Here is a 15,040-nt window from a genome sequence, read left to right as displayed (position 1 = left end):
GCCGATTCCGGGCGCGGACGCGCCCGCGGTGAAGACTGGCGCGGAGCGATCCTCGATGGATCAACGTCTTATGAACGCCGCAGCGAGGCCCGGTAACGCAGCGGAGCGCCACACCGCGGCCTCCGCATCGCCGCCTCCCTGGCCACGGGCCGAGCGGACACCTCGGCATCGGAGACCTGCTCACACGCCACTGACCCGGGCTCGCGCCCACCCGCCCCCGGGTCATCTCCTCACTCGGCCTTCACGCCCCCTCCGGCATGCTGGGCACCAACGGGCGGTGGTGCTCGCGTCGACGGCCGGTGCCGGGTGGGCGTGAGTGCGGGATGGGGGAGTGGTCGATGCCGGGGCCGAGGGTGTCAACGGGCGGGGCGTTCAAGGAGGTTCCGGTCGGGCGCCGAACGGTGGTGCGCGGGGCGGCACTCGTCGTGCCCGCCCTGGCAGGTGCCACGGCGTGCGGCCAGAAGAAGAAGGACCGCAGGTCGGACGGGGAACTCCACGGCCGGATCCACGACGTGGTGACCGCCGAGCTGCCGAAGGGGCCGGGCGTCACCGTCCTCGCCGCGAACGAGTCCGGCATCGTGTACAGCGAGAGCTTCGGGCTCGCGGACCGCGCAGGCGGCATCCGGTGCGGACGCGGCACGGTGTACGACATCGCCTCCAACACCAAGCAGTTCACCGCGGCCGCCGTGCTGAAACTGGAGATGGATGGCCGCGTCCATGTACGCGACCGCCTCGGCGACCTGCTCCCGGGACTTCCGCCGCACCTACGCCCTCTGACGGTGCACCAGCTCCTGTCGCACACCTCGGGCCTGCCGGAATTCCTGCCCGACCGCTACGGCGACGACTACACCCCGCTAACCCGCGCGGTCATGCTCCGGGCCCTCACCCACACCGAGCTGCGCTCCCGCCCGGGCCGCGCCTTCCACTACTCCAACCTGGGATACAGTCTGCTCGCCGCGGTCATCGAGGAGCGATCACGCCTGCCGTACGAGCAGTTCCTCGCCGACCGCCTCTTCCGCCCCGCGGGCCTGGAGCGGACCGGCTACGTCCGGCCGCGGTGGACCCAGCGGGACATCGCCGTCGAGTACGACGAGAAGGGCAAGCCCGCGGGCCGCCCGAACGAACAGCCCTGGGCACCCGACGGGCCGTACTGGAACCTGCGGGGCAACGGCGGCATGCTCTCCACGGCGACGGACCTGCTCCGCTGGCACGTCGCCCTGAACGGCAGCGAGGTCCTCTCCGCCGACGCGCGCCGCAAGATGTTCACCCCGCACGCGTCCGCGGCCGAGGACTCCGAGGACGGACTCGCGTACGGATACGGCTGGGCCCTGGAGCCCGGCACCGGCGAACACCGCATCGCCTGGCACACCGGGCAGAGCCAGGTCGGCGGCTCCTACTCGGAGATCGTCCGCTCCGTCGACGGGCGCGCCCTGGTGGTGATGTCCACCAACTACAGCACCAGAAAGGGGACATGGGCGATCGCCGACCGCGAGCTGGCTCGCAGGATCGCCGACCTCATCCTGGAGGACTGACCCGGTCGGCCGGGCCGCGGGGCGGTCCGCCGCAGACTCAGCCTCTGGAGCTAGAGTTCCGGATCATTCGCCACCGGCAGGCAAGGGGTTTGGGCATGACCGAGGTCATACTGTTCCATCACTCGCAGGGGCTGACGCCCGGAGTCGCGGCCTTCGCCGACGAGCTGCGCGCGCACGGCCACACCGTCCACACGCCCGACCTCTTCGACGGGCGCACCTTCGGCTCCCTCGACGAGGGCCAGGCCTACGTCGAGCAGATCGGCTTCGGCGAGATCACCGAGCGCGGCGTCCGTGCGGCCGAACTCCTGCCGCAGGACGCCGTTTACGTCGGCTTCTCGCTCGGTGTGCTGCCCGCCCAGAAGCTGGCGCAGACGCGGCCGGGCGCGCGGGGCGCGCTTCTGTTCCACGCCTGCATTCCCGTCTCGGAGTTCGGGGCGGCATGGCCTGACGGTGTGCCGGTGCAGGTGCACGCGAAGGAAGCCGATCCGTTCTTCGTCGAGGACATCGAAGCCGCCCGCGCGCTCGTCTCCGACCGCGCTGACGCGGAGATGTTCCTGTACCCCGGAGACGAGCACCTGTTCGCGGACCACTCGCTGGCGTCCCACGACCCGGACGCCGCCAAGCTCCTGACCCGGAGGACGATCGAGTTCCTCGGCTCGCTCTAGGCCGTGGGCGGGTCGTGCGCAAGGCCAGGGGCGCACGGCTGCGACGGCCACGGCACCGGAGGCACCGCAGGCCGCCCTCACCGGCCGAGTGCATCTACGGCGAGGTGAGGCGCCGCAAGGAGGCGTGCGCGGGCGGCCCCCAGCTGGGCTTGCCGCCGGGCAGGCCGTGGTCCCCGGCGTGGCCGATGTGGAGGCAGGCGAAAGCGCGCAGCACCGCCCAGCCGCGGGCGCGACGCAGGGTCGCGGCGTCCGGGGCCGGGCGGTAGGCCGCGTGGAAGCGGTCGGCGGCGCCGTCCGGCAACAGGATCCAAGCGGCGGCGAGGTCGTAGGCCGGGTCGCCCGCGAACAGGTCACCGAAGTCGATCACGCCGGAGAACGTGCCGTTCGTCGTGAGGATGTTGGCCGGATGCAGGTCGCCGTGGAGCCAGAGGCGCGGACCCGTCCAGTCGGGCGCGGCGAGGGCGTCCTCCCAGACAGCGCGGACGGCGTCCGGGTCGTGGATCAGCCCCAGTTCGGTCGCGGAGGCGAGCCCCTGGGTGAAGGGTTCGATGTGGTCGGCCAGCGGTCCGCCCCGGTTCCGGCCTGCGGGCGCCTCGTCGGGGGCGGGGCGGTGGAGGGCGGTCAGGAAGGCGGCCAAGGTGTCGGCCGCCTCCGCGGCGCACGTCGCGGGGGCGCGGTCGGCGGGCTCGCCCGGGACCCACGTGGTGACGATCCAGGGCCGCGGAAACCGCTCGGAAGGCTCACCGAGCCGCTGCGGGACGGGGACCGGCAGCGGTAGGTGCGGCGCCAGGGCGGGCAGCCAGACGTGCTCCTTGCGCAGCAGCTCGTCCGCGGACTCCGTCGCCCACGGGAGCCGGACGGCGAGATCGTCGCCGAGCCGCCACAGCTGGTTGTCCCAGCCACGCGCCCCCAGCTTCACGGGGAGATCCGCCAGGTCGGGGTGCTGCTCGCGCAGCAGATCCCGGATCAGGTCCGCGGTGATGTCCGTCGTGGCGACTGTCATGGGGAGCAACGGTAGTGGGGTGGCGGGACGCCTGAGGCATCGGCACACCCGAGAGGCACTCGGTCGCGAAGTCGTCTACGGCATAGGGGGGTTGGCGCCGGCCGGGTCAAGATCCACAGGGTTACAGGTCTGTCCCAGAGGGCGGCAGGTTCGAACGGGTGCGCAATTGCGGTCGGAACCGGCGCGCCCGGTTCCTCGGCGGCAGGCCCCCGAGCCCATGCGGCTCATCGCGCGCAGGCCCCGTTTTCCGTGCTGGAGGGCGGCGGGGGAGGGCGCGGCACCGGTGCCGGGAGGGGCGGACACGGCCGGAGCGCGCCCTGAGTCGGTGCGTCTCGTGCCTCGCGGTGCGTGTAACAGGGGTGTATTAGCGGGCGGTTGGGATGAACGCGGCTGCGAGCCGAGCGGCTCATGCAGGTCAGCAACGCCCGCTCGGACCAACTCGTACGACGTGTACGACTCGTACGGCACGGACCGAGCGGCCGACACCCCAACCGATACTGAGGAAGAATCGATGCGCGTTCACAAGCTCACCTTCGCCGCCCTGGCCGTTGCCGCGACTCTCTCGCTCTCGGCGTGCAACGACGGTGACGACTCGGCGGGGGACTCCCCGTCGGCCGAGTCCACCGCGTCGTCCTCCTCCGGCGGTTCGGGCTCGGGCGGTGCGGAGCAGGACGGCGGGAAGGGCTCCGCGGGCAAGGACTCCGGCGGGAAGGACTCCGGCGGGCAGGGCGCGGCCACCGGGGGCGGCTCCGACGCGAGCGCCAAGTCCGGCAAGTGCCGCACCGACGAGCTGGACATCTCCGCGTCGGACAGCACCATCGACGGTGACACCGAGGGCACGGTCGCGGTGACGTTCAAGAACGGTGGCGGCCGGGACTGCGCCCTGACCGGATTCGCGGGCGTCGACCTGAAGACCAGCGAGGGGGACCTGTCCGCCACGCGCACGGGGCAGTCCAGCCCGATGACCCTCAAGGACGGCGAGTCGGTGTCCTTCGGTGTCACCTACCCGGTCAACGACTCGGGCGGCTCCGGCGTCAGCGTCACGGGGCTCGTGATCACGCCTCCCGGGGAGACGAAGTCGTTCTCCATCGAGTGGCCGGGCGCTTCCACCCTGCCCGTGACCGAGGACGGCGGTTCCCCCGTCAAGGTCGGCCCGATGGGCAGCGCAGGGCAGGGCGGGGCGAACTGACCCGCTCGGAGAGCCCGAGCGGGGACGTGGGGCCGGGACACGCTGCCCGCGCACCGGGTGGGCCCCCCAAGGCCTGCCCGATGAGTCCGGCGCCGCCCCTGAGGTCGGCGCCGGACTTCGGCGTCGGCCGCCGTCGGGCTCTAGGCAGCGGAGTGGGTTCGCGCGATGCTTGCGAAGGCCCGCCGTACCCGCTCGCCCGGACCGGGAGAAACCACCGTGAAGGCCATCGTGCAGCACGTCTACGGCTCCGCGGACACGCTTCACGTACGGGACGTCGATCCGCCCATCCCTGCCGAGGGCGAGGTGCTGGTACGCGTGCACGCCGCCGGAGTCGGCCCCGACGTCCTGCATGTGATGACCGGGCTGCCCTTCATGGTCCGCCCGGTCTTCGGACTGCGCAGGCCCAGGAATCCCGTACGGGGCTGGGACGGCGCCGGACGCGTCGAGGCGGTCGGCGCGAAGGTGACGGGCCTCGCCCCCGGCGACGCGGTGTACGGGCACTTCGACGGCTCCTTCGCCGAGTACGCGCTCGCCAAGGCCGAGAGGATCGCCCCCAAGCCCGCGAACGTCACCTTCGTGCAGGCCGCCGCCGTCCCGGTCTCCGCCGTCACCGCCCTGCAGGCGCTGCACACCAAGGCGGGGCTGCGCGCCGGTCAGCGAGTCCTGGTCATCGGCGCCTCCGGCGGGGTGGGCAGCTACGCCGTCCAACTCGCCGTCGTCCACGGCGCGGAGGTCGACGGTGTCTGCGGAGGCCGCGCGGCCACGTTCGTACGCACCCTCGGTGCCACGACCGTCCTCGACTACGCCCGCCAGGAGATCACCGACAGCCCCCACCGCTACGACGTCGTCGTCGACGCCGCCGGCAACCGTCCCCTGCCCCTGCTGCGCCGCGCCCTCGCCCCGCGCGGCACCGTGGTGCGCGTCGGCGGCGAGGGCGGAAACCGTTGGCTCGGCGACACCGGCACCCGGCTGCGGATGGCCCTGGTGACCCGTGTCGCGCGCCACGACCTCCTCGGCCTGTTCGCGGCCGTACGCCGTGCCGACCTCGAGACCCTCACGTCCCTGATCGAGAGCGGCGCCCTCACCCCGGTCGTCGACAGCACCTACCCCCTGGCCGAGGCCCCGGCCGCCGTCCGCCATCTGGAGCGGGGCCACCCCCGGGGCAAGGTGGTCCTTACGATGGCGCCCGGGGCCGACCCGCCGTGAGACGGGCGGCGGCCTCAAGCGAACGGGTCGCCCGCCATCCCGCTGAGCCGGACCAGACCGGGCTTGCCCTCGTCGACGACGCGCACGTACAACGTGTACGCCGAGCCGGTCTCATCCGCCTTGACGCGCGCCCAGGTCAGGACTTCCTCGACATCGGCACCCGTCACCTCGTACTCGTCCGACGCCCCCTGCGACCGGTCCCAGAAGGAGGCCCGATAGGTGGCGTCGTCGTGCTCCCAGGCGGTGTCCCGCGGATCCACTGCTCGTACGTGCATGGGGCGACCGTATCGACCTACTGGTCGCGCTGGGGCCAGGTGGGGCCCTGATCGGTCCAGACGACACCCTTGTTGCGGCAGAGGCAGAAGGGGTGGCCAATGGGGTCGGTGTAGACGCGGAAGCCGTAGCCGTTGGGGCCGACGCAGTCCCGCTGCAGGGTCGCGCCGAGGGCCAGGACGCGGTGCTGTTCGGCCTCGATGTCGTCGACTTCGAAGTCGAGGTGGAACTGCTTGGGGTGCTCGCTGTCGGGCCACCGCGGGGCGCGGTAGTCCTCCACCTGGATGAAGGCCAGTTCGATCTCGCCGAACTGGATACCGGCCCAGTGCTCGTTGCTGCCCTCCTTGACGGGGAGCTCCGTCACCTCGGAGTAGAAGGCGGCCAGCTTCATCGTGTCCGGGCAGTCGATGATGAAGTCAGTTAGTCGTAGCATTCCGCGATCTTGCCACAAGAAGGAAATGAGCCGGACTTCGAGACAGGCACCCTAGGCCTTGGCATCCGGCTTCCACTCCTCGACGAGCAGCCCGAGCAGCACCTCGTCGAGGAACTCGCCCATCACCCAGGCCGCGGAGCGCAGCACGCCCTCGCGGACGAAGCCGTCGCGCTCGGCGGCGCGGAGCGTCGCGGGGGTGTCCGGCAGCGTCTCGATCTGCACTCGCCGCACGGCTGCGGACGTGACCGGTTTTCGGCCGAGCCTGGACAACGCTCGGACAAACCTTGACTCGCGGGGTCAGGGTGGGTGGGGGGAACCTGCGGGGCACCGCCTGGCCGCAGGTCACGGGGGCAGGAGGTGCGGCGTGGTGACGGCCCGCTTCGTGGTGCTGGGAGACATCGAAGTCACGGTGGACGAACGGCCGTTGAGCATCGGACACATGCGGCAGCGCGGGGTCCTGGCGGCACTCCTCGCGGACGCCAACCGCACGGTCTCCGTGGACCAGCTGGCCGACCGCATCTGGGGTGACCGACCCCCGCGGCGGCTCCAGTCCACGCTCTACAGCTACCTGTCCCGATTACGCCAGGCGCTGAGCCAGCTCGAGCGGAGCGGGGTGCGCATCGACAAGGAGCCGGGCGGATACCGGCTCACCGTCGACCCCTCGACCGTGGACCTGCACCGATTCCGCGACCTGGTGGCGCAGGCCAGAGCGAGCGAGGACGACGAAGAGGCCGCGGAGCTGTTCGCGCGGGCACTCGCCCAATGGCGGGGCGAGGCGTTCTCCGGCCTGGACACACCCTGGTTCAACGCCCTGCGCGACACCCTCGCCCGCGAACGGCTCGCCGCCGAACTGGACCGCAACGACCTCGCCCTGCGACAGGGCCGCCACGGCGAACTCCTCGCCGAACTGACCGCACGGGCCGAGGCCCACCCCCTGGACGAGCGACTGGCCGGACAGCTCATGCTCGCCCTGCACGGAGCGGGCCGCGCGGCCGACGCCCTCGGTCACTACCAGCGCATCAGGGAACACCTCGCCGAGGAGCTGGGCGTGGACCCCGGAACCCCCTTGCGGGAACTCCACCAGCGCATCCTCACCGACGACCCGCGCCTGGGCCTGCCGCGATCACCGAGCGCCGCAGCCCTGCCCTCCACCCCCGTGCCCCGCCAACTGCCCCTGTCACCAGGCGTGTTCACCGGGCGCGGCGACGAACTCGACCAACTGACCAAGGCCCTGGGCGAGACCGTGGTGATCTCGGCGATCGGCGGCTCCGGCGGCGTCGGCAAGACCTGGCTGGCCGTGCGCTGGGCGCACGAGAACACGCAGCGCTTCCCCGACGGGCAGCTGTACGTGAACCTCCGCGGCTTCGACCCGACGGCGGAGCCGATGCCCGTGCCCACGGCGGTACGCGGCTTCCTCGACGCGCTCGGCGTCGCCCCGGACGGCATTCCGCCGCACCTCGACGGCCAGACCGCGCTCTACCGCAGCCTCGTCGCCGAACGCCGCATGCTCATCGTGCTCGACAACGCCCGCGACGCCGACCAGGTCCGCCCGCTCCTTCCGGGCAGCCCCGCCTGCACCGTCCTGATCACCAGCCGCAGTCGCCTGACCGCGCTCGTGGCCACGCACGGCGCCCGGCCGCTGCCCCTGGACGTCCTCGACCCCGCCGCCGCACACCAACTCCTCACCAGCCACCTCGGCATGCCCCGCGTCGCCGCCGAGCCCGAAGCCGTCAGCGCCCTGGTCGACCACTGCGCGGGACTGCCCCTGGCCCTGGGCATCGTGGCCGCCCGCGCCGCCACCCACCCGGAGTTCCCGCTCGCCGCCCTGGCCACGGAACTCAGCCAGGCCACCGACCGCCTCGACGCCCTCCACGCCGGTGACCTCACCGCCAGCCTGCGCGCCGCCTTCGCCGCCTCGCACCACGCTCTCACCCCCGAGGCCGCGACGCTGTTCGTCCTGCTCGGCCTGGCCCCCGGCCCCGACATCAGCCTCGCCGCCGCGGCCAGCCTCGCGGCCGTGCCCGTGCCCCGCGCCCGCACCCTGCTCGCCGAACTGGAGGGCGCCCACCTGGTGCGCCAGGACCGGCCGGGCCGCTACCACCTGCACGACCTGATCCGGCTGTACGCGCGCGAGGTCGCCCACCAACAGTTCGACCAGGACGTCGAGTCCGCCCTGAACCGGCTCGTCGACTTCCACCTGCACACCGCGTACGCGGCCAACCGGCTCCTCGACGGCCCCCACACGCCCTTCATGGTCCAGCCCGAACCTCCGGCGCCGGGCTGCGCCCCCCTGAGTCCGGCCGACTTCGCGGCGGCGCTCCAGTGGTTCGACGACGAACACGCCTGCCTGCTCGCCGTGCAGTCGCTCGCCCTGGCCACCGGCCGCCTCCGCCAGGTCTGGCAGCTGGCCTGGACCCTCATCTCGTACCACCAGGGCGGCTATCACCTCACGGAGTACCTCACCGTCTGGCGCACCGCCCTCACGGCCTCCGAACAGCATGGAGACACCCCCGCCCCCAAGGCCCTCGCCCACTGGCGCTACGGCCACGCCCGCTCCCTGACCGGCGACCACCCCGAGGCGCTCGAACACCTCCGCCAGGCCCTCGCCCTGGCCGAGCGCACCAACGACATCGCAGGCCAGGCGCACATCTGCCGCACCCTCGGCCGCGTCTGGGAGCAGAACGGCGACGACGAGCGCGCCCTCGACCACGCGCTGCGCGCCCTCGACCTGTACCGGCGGTTGGACAACCCGTTCTGGCAGGCCAACCAGCTCAACGCCGTCGGCTGGATGCACGCCCAGCTCGCCCGGTACCCCGAGGCGCGCACCCACTGCGAGCAGGCGCTGCGCCTCTACGAGGAGCACGGCAGCCCGGCCGACACCGCCTCCACCCTCGACAGCCTCGGCTACATCGCCCACCACTCCGGCCAACTCCCCGAAGCCCTGGAGTACTTCGAGCAGGCCTTGGCCCTCTTCCGTGAACGCTCCGACTCCTCGAACGAGGCCGACACCCTCACGAACCTGGCCGAGACCCACCACTGCCTGGGTCAGACCACCGCGGCCCGCGAGGCGTGGCAGCAGGCCCTGACGCTGTACGAGTCGCAGAACCGCCGCACCCAGGCGGAGCGGGTACGGAATCGCTTGCGCTGACGGGGCCAGGAGCCGGGGGAGTGGTCCCTCGACCGTGCCCGCCGCTTCCGCATGCTCCTGGCTCTTCGTTACGGCCGTACCGCTGTCGCGTCGATTTCGAAGAGCATGCCCGGGAGCGCCAGGGCGGCGACGCCGCTGAGGGTCTGGGCGGGAAGCCGGTCGCCGAAGCGCGCGTGCAGCACCTTGCCGAGGGCCTCCAGCTTCTCCATGTCGTGGTCGACGATGAAGCTGCCGAGGCGGACCACGTTCTCGTAGCCGAGGCCGACGCCCTCCAGCGCCGACTGGAGCCGGTCGAGCGCGAGTTCCACCTGGGTGGCGAAGTCGGCGGGGACGGGGGCGCCGGTGCTGTCGGAGGCGTACTGCCCGGCGATGAAGACGAGTTCGCCGGGTGCCGAGACGGCGTGGCTGTAGCCGAAGGGGGTCGGGTCGTGGAGGGTGGCCGGGTTGGTGATGGTGCGGTGATCATTAGTCATGTCTGCCCGAACGCGTGTGCAGGCTGGCTCATTCCAGCCCTGTACGACGAGTTTTCGCGGTCGGAGCGGTCGGAGCGGTCGGAGCGGTCGGAGCGGTCGGAGCGGTCGGAGCGGTCGGAGCGGTCCGAGCTGCCGTTGCCGTGCGAGCGGCCGCTCCGCCACTCAGCAGGTGGCACGGTAGGGCAGATCCGGCAGATACGTCCGCCAGTCCCGCCGTGACAGCCCGGACCCCGCCCGCTCGCACACGGCGGTGACCAGACGCGCGGGGTCGAGCGTGTATTTCTGCGACGGCACATGGGATCCGCCCGCGTACAGCGTCCTGCCGTCGGGGCTGAAGGCCAGCGACGTGATCGTGTCGCCGGGGGTGGGCAGGGGCGAGCCCAGTGGCTGGCTGGAGGGGACGTCCCACAGTTGGATCGTGCCGGAGTGGGTGGCGACGGCGAGCGTGGTGTTGTCGCGGGAGAAGGCGAGCGCGCCGACCGGGTCGTCGTCGGTGGTGGGCGCGGTGTCGGCGTCCGCGGCGGTCAGCACGGCGCGGCGCGTGTGTCCGGTGCCGTCCCAGATGGTCACCCGGCCGTAGGCGTCGCCCGCGGCCAGGTACTGCCCGCCGGGGCTGAACGCCAGCTCGCTGGTCAGGGTGCCGCTCAGCGACGTGCGCACGGTCTTGCCGGAGCGGGGGTCGGCGATGGCCTGCCAGGAGGCGACCCGGGCCGAGTCCCGTCGTACCGCGAGCCCGCCGGAGATGCCCGACAGCGTCCTCACCTTCTTGGGCCGACCGCCGGAGCGCAGGTCCCACACCTCGGTGGTCTCCTGCATCGAGGTACGGGCCAGGAACAGACGGGACCCGTCGGCGCTGAGCACGAGACCGTCCAGACCGCTCCCGCCCATCTCGTTCGCGTCCAGATCGACCACCGCGTGCTCACGGCCCTTGCGGACGTCCCAGACGCCGACCCGGTCCCGCTTCGGCGCTGTGGCGCCGCCCAACTGCCGTGCCTGCGCGTAGGCGAAGTACCGGCCGTCGGCGCTGAACGCCATGAGGTCGGTGCACTCCTCCGGCCCCGGACCTTCACCCATTTCGGCCGCGCCCGGCTCCTCGTCCGGTGATGTTTCGTCAGGACCGGCGGGCGCGGGCTTGTTCTCGGCGGCCTTGGGGCAGGGCTCGACCGGCGGCTTGAAGACGGTCCGCCCGCTGCGGGTGTCCACCAGCCGCAGTTCCTTGCCGCCCTCCGCGTGGCGGACGACGGCCTGGGTGCGGCCGTCCTCGGCCAGCCGCCCCGGGGAGAAGTACTCCTTGCGCCATGACGCCTCGACCGCGGACTTCACGCTCAGCGAGTGCAGGACCGTCCGCGTCTCGTTGAAGTAGCGCACGACTCCCGCGTCCAGGTCGAGCTCGAACCCCCAGGACGCGCTGCCTACGGTGGCGTGGCGCAACACCGGCGCGTCCGGTGAGGCCAGCCGCCACATCGCGACCCCGTCCGCCGTGGACGCCACCACGAACTCGCTGTCCGCGCTGAAACGGACGTCCTCCAGTCCTCTGCCCACCACGCGCGGCGCCTCGCGGCCGCCGCGCAGGTCCCAGCGGCGGATCTCACGGCCGCTGACGCGTGCCAGATACCTGCTGTCCGGGGTGAACACGAACGAGCCGCCGCCGCAGTCGAACCGCTTCTTGTCCTCGTCCAGCCAGGAGCGGTCGAGCCGGGCGCGCCGGGCGATGTCCCAGACCTCCAGCGGACCTTCCTCACCGCACCGGGCAAGGAGCCGGTTGTCCGCGCTCAGTGCGAAGCTCTCCGACTTGTACGGATGCCGCTGCTTCATGGCCAGCAGGGTGCGGCCGCTGCGTACGTCGTAGAGCTTGCTGTACGCGGTGTCCGCGCCCTGTGACGTACCTGAATCTCTCGCGACCTCCGCCCCGCGCGCGCCCTGCGGCACAGCCGCCCCGCCCCCGCCCTCCGCCGTGCCCTCGTCGTCCACGTTCCACACCTTCAGCGCCACCCGCTTGCCGTCGGGGGAGAAGACCACGCTCTGCGCCTCGGTCGCGGGCAGGCGCCTGAGCACGCGACCGGCGCGGACGTCCCACAGCACCGTGGAGTCGGTCGTGAGCACGGCCAGCGTCCGGCCGTCCGGGCTCACCGTCACATCCGGGCCGTCCGCGACCAGCTTGCCGGGACCGGGGTACGCACGAGCCCTCGGCCGCGGCTCGCGCATGTCCCAGGTGCGCACGTGCCCCGCGCCCACCGCCACCAGCGTCCGCCCGTCGGCGGTCAACTCGGTCGCCACGGCATCCGTCGGGGCGCCGGTGCGGGAGAAGGACGACACCTCGTGCTGCGCCATGGCACCCAGCAGCGCCGAGCGGGTCTCGGTGGACTCCGCGAGCCGCCAGGCGGCGACGCTCAGCCGCATCGCGGTGACCGGGTCGTGATCACGCATGGTGGCGGCGGCCGCGGCGATGCGGCGGGCCTCCGCCTCGACGTGCCGCCGCTCGCTCGTACGGCTCTCCCGCCACGCCATGGCACCCGCCACCACCGACAGGACGACCAGCACCGCCAGCGCGCCCGACAGCGCACGACGGCGGCGCCGCGCACGCGTACGGGCGCGTCGGCTCGCCGTGAGGAAGGACAGCTCGAGCCCGGTCAGATCCGCGCACCCGTCACCGTCGGCGGCGAAGTGCTCCGTCGCCGTGGTCAGCCGGGCACCCCGGTACAAGGCGCCCCGGTCGTGCGCCAGTTCCTCCCACGTGCGCGCCGCCTCCGTCAGATGGCGGTGGGCGCGCAGCCGGTCCCGGTGGGCGTCCACCCAGGCTCCCAGGCGGGGCCAGGAAGTGATCAGCGCCTCGTGGGCGAGGTCGACGGTGTCGTCGTCGAGGGTGATGAGGCGGGCCCGGGCCAGCAGGTCCACCACGGCGTCGACCTCGTCGCCATCACCGAAGTCGAGTTCCGCGCGCCGGATCGGCCGCCGGGTGTCCTGGGCCCCCTCACCCGGGGCAATCAGCCGCAGCAGCACAAGCCGTGCCAACTCCCTGCGGCTGTCGGAGAGCTGGGCGTGGACGTCCTCGGCGGTGCGGGCGATGGCACCGTGGACGCCGCCCGTGTCCTCGTACCCCTGCAAGGTCAGCGTCCGGCCGCGCCGTCGCCGCCAGGTCTCGCGCAGCGCGTGGGAGAGCAGCGGCAGCGCCCCCGGCTCACTCCCGGCCTCCTTCACGAGCCGGGCGGTCAACTCCCGTTCCACGATCAGCCCCGCGACCTGGGCGGGCTTCACGACCGCCTGCCTCAGCTCGGCGGGCGACATCGCCGTGACCAGGAGGCCGGCGTCGGACAAGCCTTCCGCCAGGGCGCGGTGTTCGGCGCAGCGGCCGTAGAAGTCGGCCCGTACGCCGAGCACCACCCGCAAGCGGCTGTCGGGATTCCGCGCCGCCAGGAGCCCGTCGATGAAGTCCGCCCGCTCCTGCGGATCCCGGCACAGCGTGAACACCTCCTCGAACTGGTCCACGATCAGCCAGGTGTCACCGTCCCCCGCGGCGGGCGTCAGCACCGCTGTGTGCGTACGCAAAGGATGCTCGCCCGGTGTGAGGATCCGAATGGCCGCGGGACGCTCCGCCGCATCATCGGGGCGCCGCAGCCGGGGTATGAGCCCCGCCCGCAGAAGGGACGACTTGCCGCCCCCGGAGGGACCGAAGACCACGGTGAAGCGGGACGCACGCACACGCCCCACCAGGTCATCGGTCAAGCGCTCCCGCCCGAAGAACAGCCCCTCGTCGCCCGGTTCGTAGCGCGTCAGACCCCGATACGGCGACTGCCCGCCGTCGCCCTCACCCTCGCCCAGCGACTCCTCGGCCTGCTCCCGCACCGCCTCACGCAAGCGGCGCTCCCACTCCTGCGGATCGGCCCCACAGGCCCGCGCGTACGCGAGCACCACCGCCAGCGACGGCAGGTTCTCGCCCGCGGCCGCCTGCGACAGCGCCGTCACCGAGTAGCCCACCTGCTGGGCCATCACTCGATACGACGGAGCTCCCGCCTCCTGCCGCACCTTGCGCAACTCCACCGCGAACCGGGCCACCGGCCCGTCCGTCGGATCGAGCGGCTTCTCCCGACGCCCCACCCCACGCCCCCCGTATTCCGTTGATCAACCGTGTCAACCTACGAGCCGCCGCCCTTCCCAGCAAGCAATGCGACGGCCTCGCGCGGGTCACGCGCCCCGCCCCGCCCGACCCTGCCGCGATTGTTCACCAGGACGGAAGTGGGGTGCTGAAAAACGTCGCACGCTGTGAACTCTTCGTCATCAGCACGGCCACGGCCCGCCTCGGCGCGGGGCCTGCCGCGCTGTCGATCCGCGGGTTCCACAGACCTCTGAGCCGAGGTCGGCCCGCGGCGGGGAGGGACGACACATGTCTGCATCGACGAAGCCGCGCACCCGCTGGCGCAAGGCGGTCACAAGCGCCGGAGTCACCGGAGCGTTCGCGGGGCTCGTGCTCAGCGGAGCGTCATCCGCCGGCGCGTCCACCACGGCCCCGCACGAGAAGAGCCCCCGCTCCTCCAGCGCCGCGCCCATCGGCTTCCACGGGACGTCCGGCAGCAGCAAGGCCAAGATCAGCGGGACGTACCAGTACTGGTACGCGGGCAAGGACGCCAACGGCCGCGCCTTCTACGACGGCAAGTTCTCGGGCGCCACGGCGCAGGACCGCGTGGCGGGTGACGGGTACGAGGCCGTCCTGGCGCTCAAGTACGACGAATTCAAGGGCGGCGGCTGGCGGACGGTCAAGAATCGCGTGGCCGTCGTCAACAGCACCAAGTCGTGGTCGTTCAAGGCCAAGGACAAGGTCGTCGCGTACGCCTGCGACCGCAAGGTCGGCACGAAGAAGCTCCTGAACTGCAAGCCCTGGAGGTTCTGACCAACTGCCGCAGGATCGGGGGGGGGGGGGGGGTGGGGGGGGGGGGGGGGGGGAAGAGGGTGGGGGGGGGGGGGGGGGGGGGGGGGGGGGGGGGGGAGGGGGGGGGGGGGAGGGAGGGGGGGGGGGGGGGGGGGGGGGGGGGGCGGGGAGGGGAGGGGGGGGGGGGGGGAGGGGGGGGGGGGGTGGGGGGGGGGGGGGGGGGAGGAGGGGGGGGGGGGGGGGGGGGGGAGCGA

The 15,040-nt window shown here is 72.7% G+C and carries 11 protein-coding genes and 1 pseudogene; 6 read left to right on the top strand and 6 right to left on the bottom strand.

The window, feature by feature from the left end:
- Positions 1 to 338 precede the first annotated feature (338 nt).
- Both ACZ6AA_RS06990 and ACZ6AA_RS06985 read left to right on the top strand, forming a co-directional pair.
- Positions 339 to 1,532 (top strand): serine hydrolase domain-containing protein, encoded by a 1,194-nt coding sequence (locus ACZ6AA_RS06990; RefSeq protein ID WP_471456668.1) that lies wholly within the window; start codon positions 339 to 341, stop codon positions 1,530 to 1,532.
- Between the two features lie 95 nt (positions 1,533 to 1,627).
- Entirely contained in the window at positions 1,628 to 2,197 is a 570-nt protein-coding gene (locus tag ACZ6AA_RS06985) for a dienelactone hydrolase family protein (RefSeq protein ID WP_468458058.1), read from the top strand.
- A gap of 94 nt (positions 2,198 to 2,291) precedes the next feature.
- Here ACZ6AA_RS06985 and ACZ6AA_RS06980 read toward each other — a convergent pair whose 3' ends face one another.
- Complete coding sequence (locus ACZ6AA_RS06980; protein ID WP_468458060.1) at positions 2,292 to 3,200, bottom strand: aminoglycoside phosphotransferase family protein; 909 nt, start codon at positions 3,198 to 3,200, stop codon at positions 2,292 to 2,294.
- A gap of 511 nt (positions 3,201 to 3,711) precedes the next feature.
- Here ACZ6AA_RS06980 and ACZ6AA_RS06975 point away from each other — a divergent pair.
- Both ACZ6AA_RS06975 and ACZ6AA_RS06970 read left to right on the top strand, forming a co-directional pair.
- The gene (locus ACZ6AA_RS06975; protein WP_471456665.1) at positions 3,712 to 4,389 is read left to right on the top strand and encodes a DUF4232 domain-containing protein; all 678 of its coding nucleotides are present in this window, start codon (positions 3,712 to 3,714) and stop codon (positions 4,387 to 4,389) included.
- Positions 4,390 to 4,605: 216 nt separating this feature from the next.
- On the top strand, positions 4,606 to 5,595 hold the full coding sequence (locus ACZ6AA_RS06970) for an NAD(P)-dependent alcohol dehydrogenase (RefSeq protein WP_471456663.1): 990 nt from the start codon (positions 4,606 to 4,608) through the stop codon (positions 5,593 to 5,595).
- A 14-nt stretch (positions 5,596 to 5,609) separates the two neighbouring features.
- Here the strand turns inward: ACZ6AA_RS06970 and ACZ6AA_RS06965 are convergent, their stop codons facing one another.
- From ACZ6AA_RS06965 to ACZ6AA_RS06955, 3 genes and pseudogenes are all read right to left on the bottom strand, one after another.
- On the bottom strand, positions 5,610 to 5,870 hold the full coding sequence (locus ACZ6AA_RS06965; protein ID WP_468458066.1) for a hypothetical protein: 261 nt from the start codon (positions 5,868 to 5,870) through the stop codon (positions 5,610 to 5,612).
- Positions 5,871 to 5,887: 17 nt separating this feature from the next.
- Positions 5,888 to 6,301, bottom strand: a complete 414-nt coding sequence (locus tag ACZ6AA_RS06960; protein WP_471456661.1) for a VOC family protein — start codon at positions 6,299 to 6,301, stop codon at positions 5,888 to 5,890.
- 51 nt (positions 6,302 to 6,352) lie between these two features.
- Positions 6,353 to 6,532, bottom strand: a pseudogene (locus ACZ6AA_RS06955) (GNAT family N-acetyltransferase); the annotation flags it as partial.
- A 133-nt stretch (positions 6,533 to 6,665) separates the two neighbouring features.
- On the opposite strand from ACZ6AA_RS06955, the gene ACZ6AA_RS06950 reads away from it, so the two are divergent.
- Complete coding sequence (locus tag ACZ6AA_RS06950) at positions 6,666 to 9,449, top strand: AfsR/SARP family transcriptional regulator (protein WP_471456659.1); 2,784 nt, start codon at positions 6,666 to 6,668, stop codon at positions 9,447 to 9,449.
- 68 nt (positions 9,450 to 9,517) lie between these two features.
- Here the strand turns inward: ACZ6AA_RS06950 and ACZ6AA_RS06945 are convergent, their stop codons facing one another.
- Both ACZ6AA_RS06945 and ACZ6AA_RS06940 read right to left on the bottom strand, forming a co-directional pair.
- A complete protein-coding gene (locus ACZ6AA_RS06945) occupies positions 9,518 to 9,922 on the bottom strand; it encodes a RidA family protein (RefSeq protein WP_468462386.1) in 405 nt (134 codons plus the stop codon).
- Between the two features lie 162 nt (positions 9,923 to 10,084).
- Complete coding sequence (locus tag ACZ6AA_RS06940; RefSeq protein ID WP_471456657.1) at positions 10,085 to 14,017, bottom strand: nSTAND1 domain-containing NTPase; 3,933 nt, start codon at positions 14,015 to 14,017, stop codon at positions 10,085 to 10,087.
- A gap of 286 nt (positions 14,018 to 14,303) precedes the next feature.
- On the opposite strand from ACZ6AA_RS06940, the gene ACZ6AA_RS06935 reads away from it, so the two are divergent.
- Complete coding sequence (locus tag ACZ6AA_RS06935; protein ID WP_468462388.1) at positions 14,304 to 14,807, top strand: hypothetical protein; 504 nt, start codon at positions 14,304 to 14,306, stop codon at positions 14,805 to 14,807.
- Positions 14,808 to 15,040: the final 233 nt, after the last annotated feature.

The organism is Streptomyces sp. NPDC040610, from assembly GCF_055594065.1.
The sequence above is the reverse complement of the archived record's forward strand: the minus strand, read 5'-3'. Positions and strand labels throughout refer to the sequence as shown.

What these genes read in the sequence shown, in the direction of transcription:
- ACZ6AA_RS06990 (WP_471456668.1), top strand. Translation starts at nt 339, where the DNA reads ATGCCGGGGCCGAGGGTGTCAACGGGCGGGGCGTTCAAGGAGGTTCCG.
- ACZ6AA_RS06985 (WP_468458058.1), top strand. Translation starts at nt 1,628, where the DNA reads ATGACCGAGGTCATACTGTTCCATCACTCGCAGGGGCTGACGCCCGGA.
- ACZ6AA_RS06980 (WP_468458060.1), bottom strand. Translation starts at nt 3,200, where the DNA reads ATGACAGTCGCCACGACGGACATCACCGCGGACCTGATCCGGGATCTG.
- ACZ6AA_RS06975 (WP_471456665.1), top strand. Translation starts at nt 3,712, where the DNA reads ATGCGCGTTCACAAGCTCACCTTCGCCGCCCTGGCCGTTGCCGCGACT.
- ACZ6AA_RS06965 (WP_468458066.1), bottom strand. Translation starts at nt 5,870, where the DNA reads ATGCACGTACGAGCAGTGGATCCGCGGGACACCGCCTGGGAGCACGAC.
- ACZ6AA_RS06960 (WP_471456661.1), bottom strand. Translation starts at nt 6,301, where the DNA reads ATGCTACGACTAACTGACTTCATCATCGACTGCCCGGACACGATGAAG.
- ACZ6AA_RS06945 (WP_468462386.1), bottom strand. Translation starts at nt 9,922, where the DNA reads ATGACTAATGATCACCGCACCATCACCAACCCGGCCACCCTCCACGAC.
- ACZ6AA_RS06935 (WP_468462388.1), top strand. Translation starts at nt 14,304, where the DNA reads ATGTCTGCATCGACGAAGCCGCGCACCCGCTGGCGCAAGGCGGTCACA.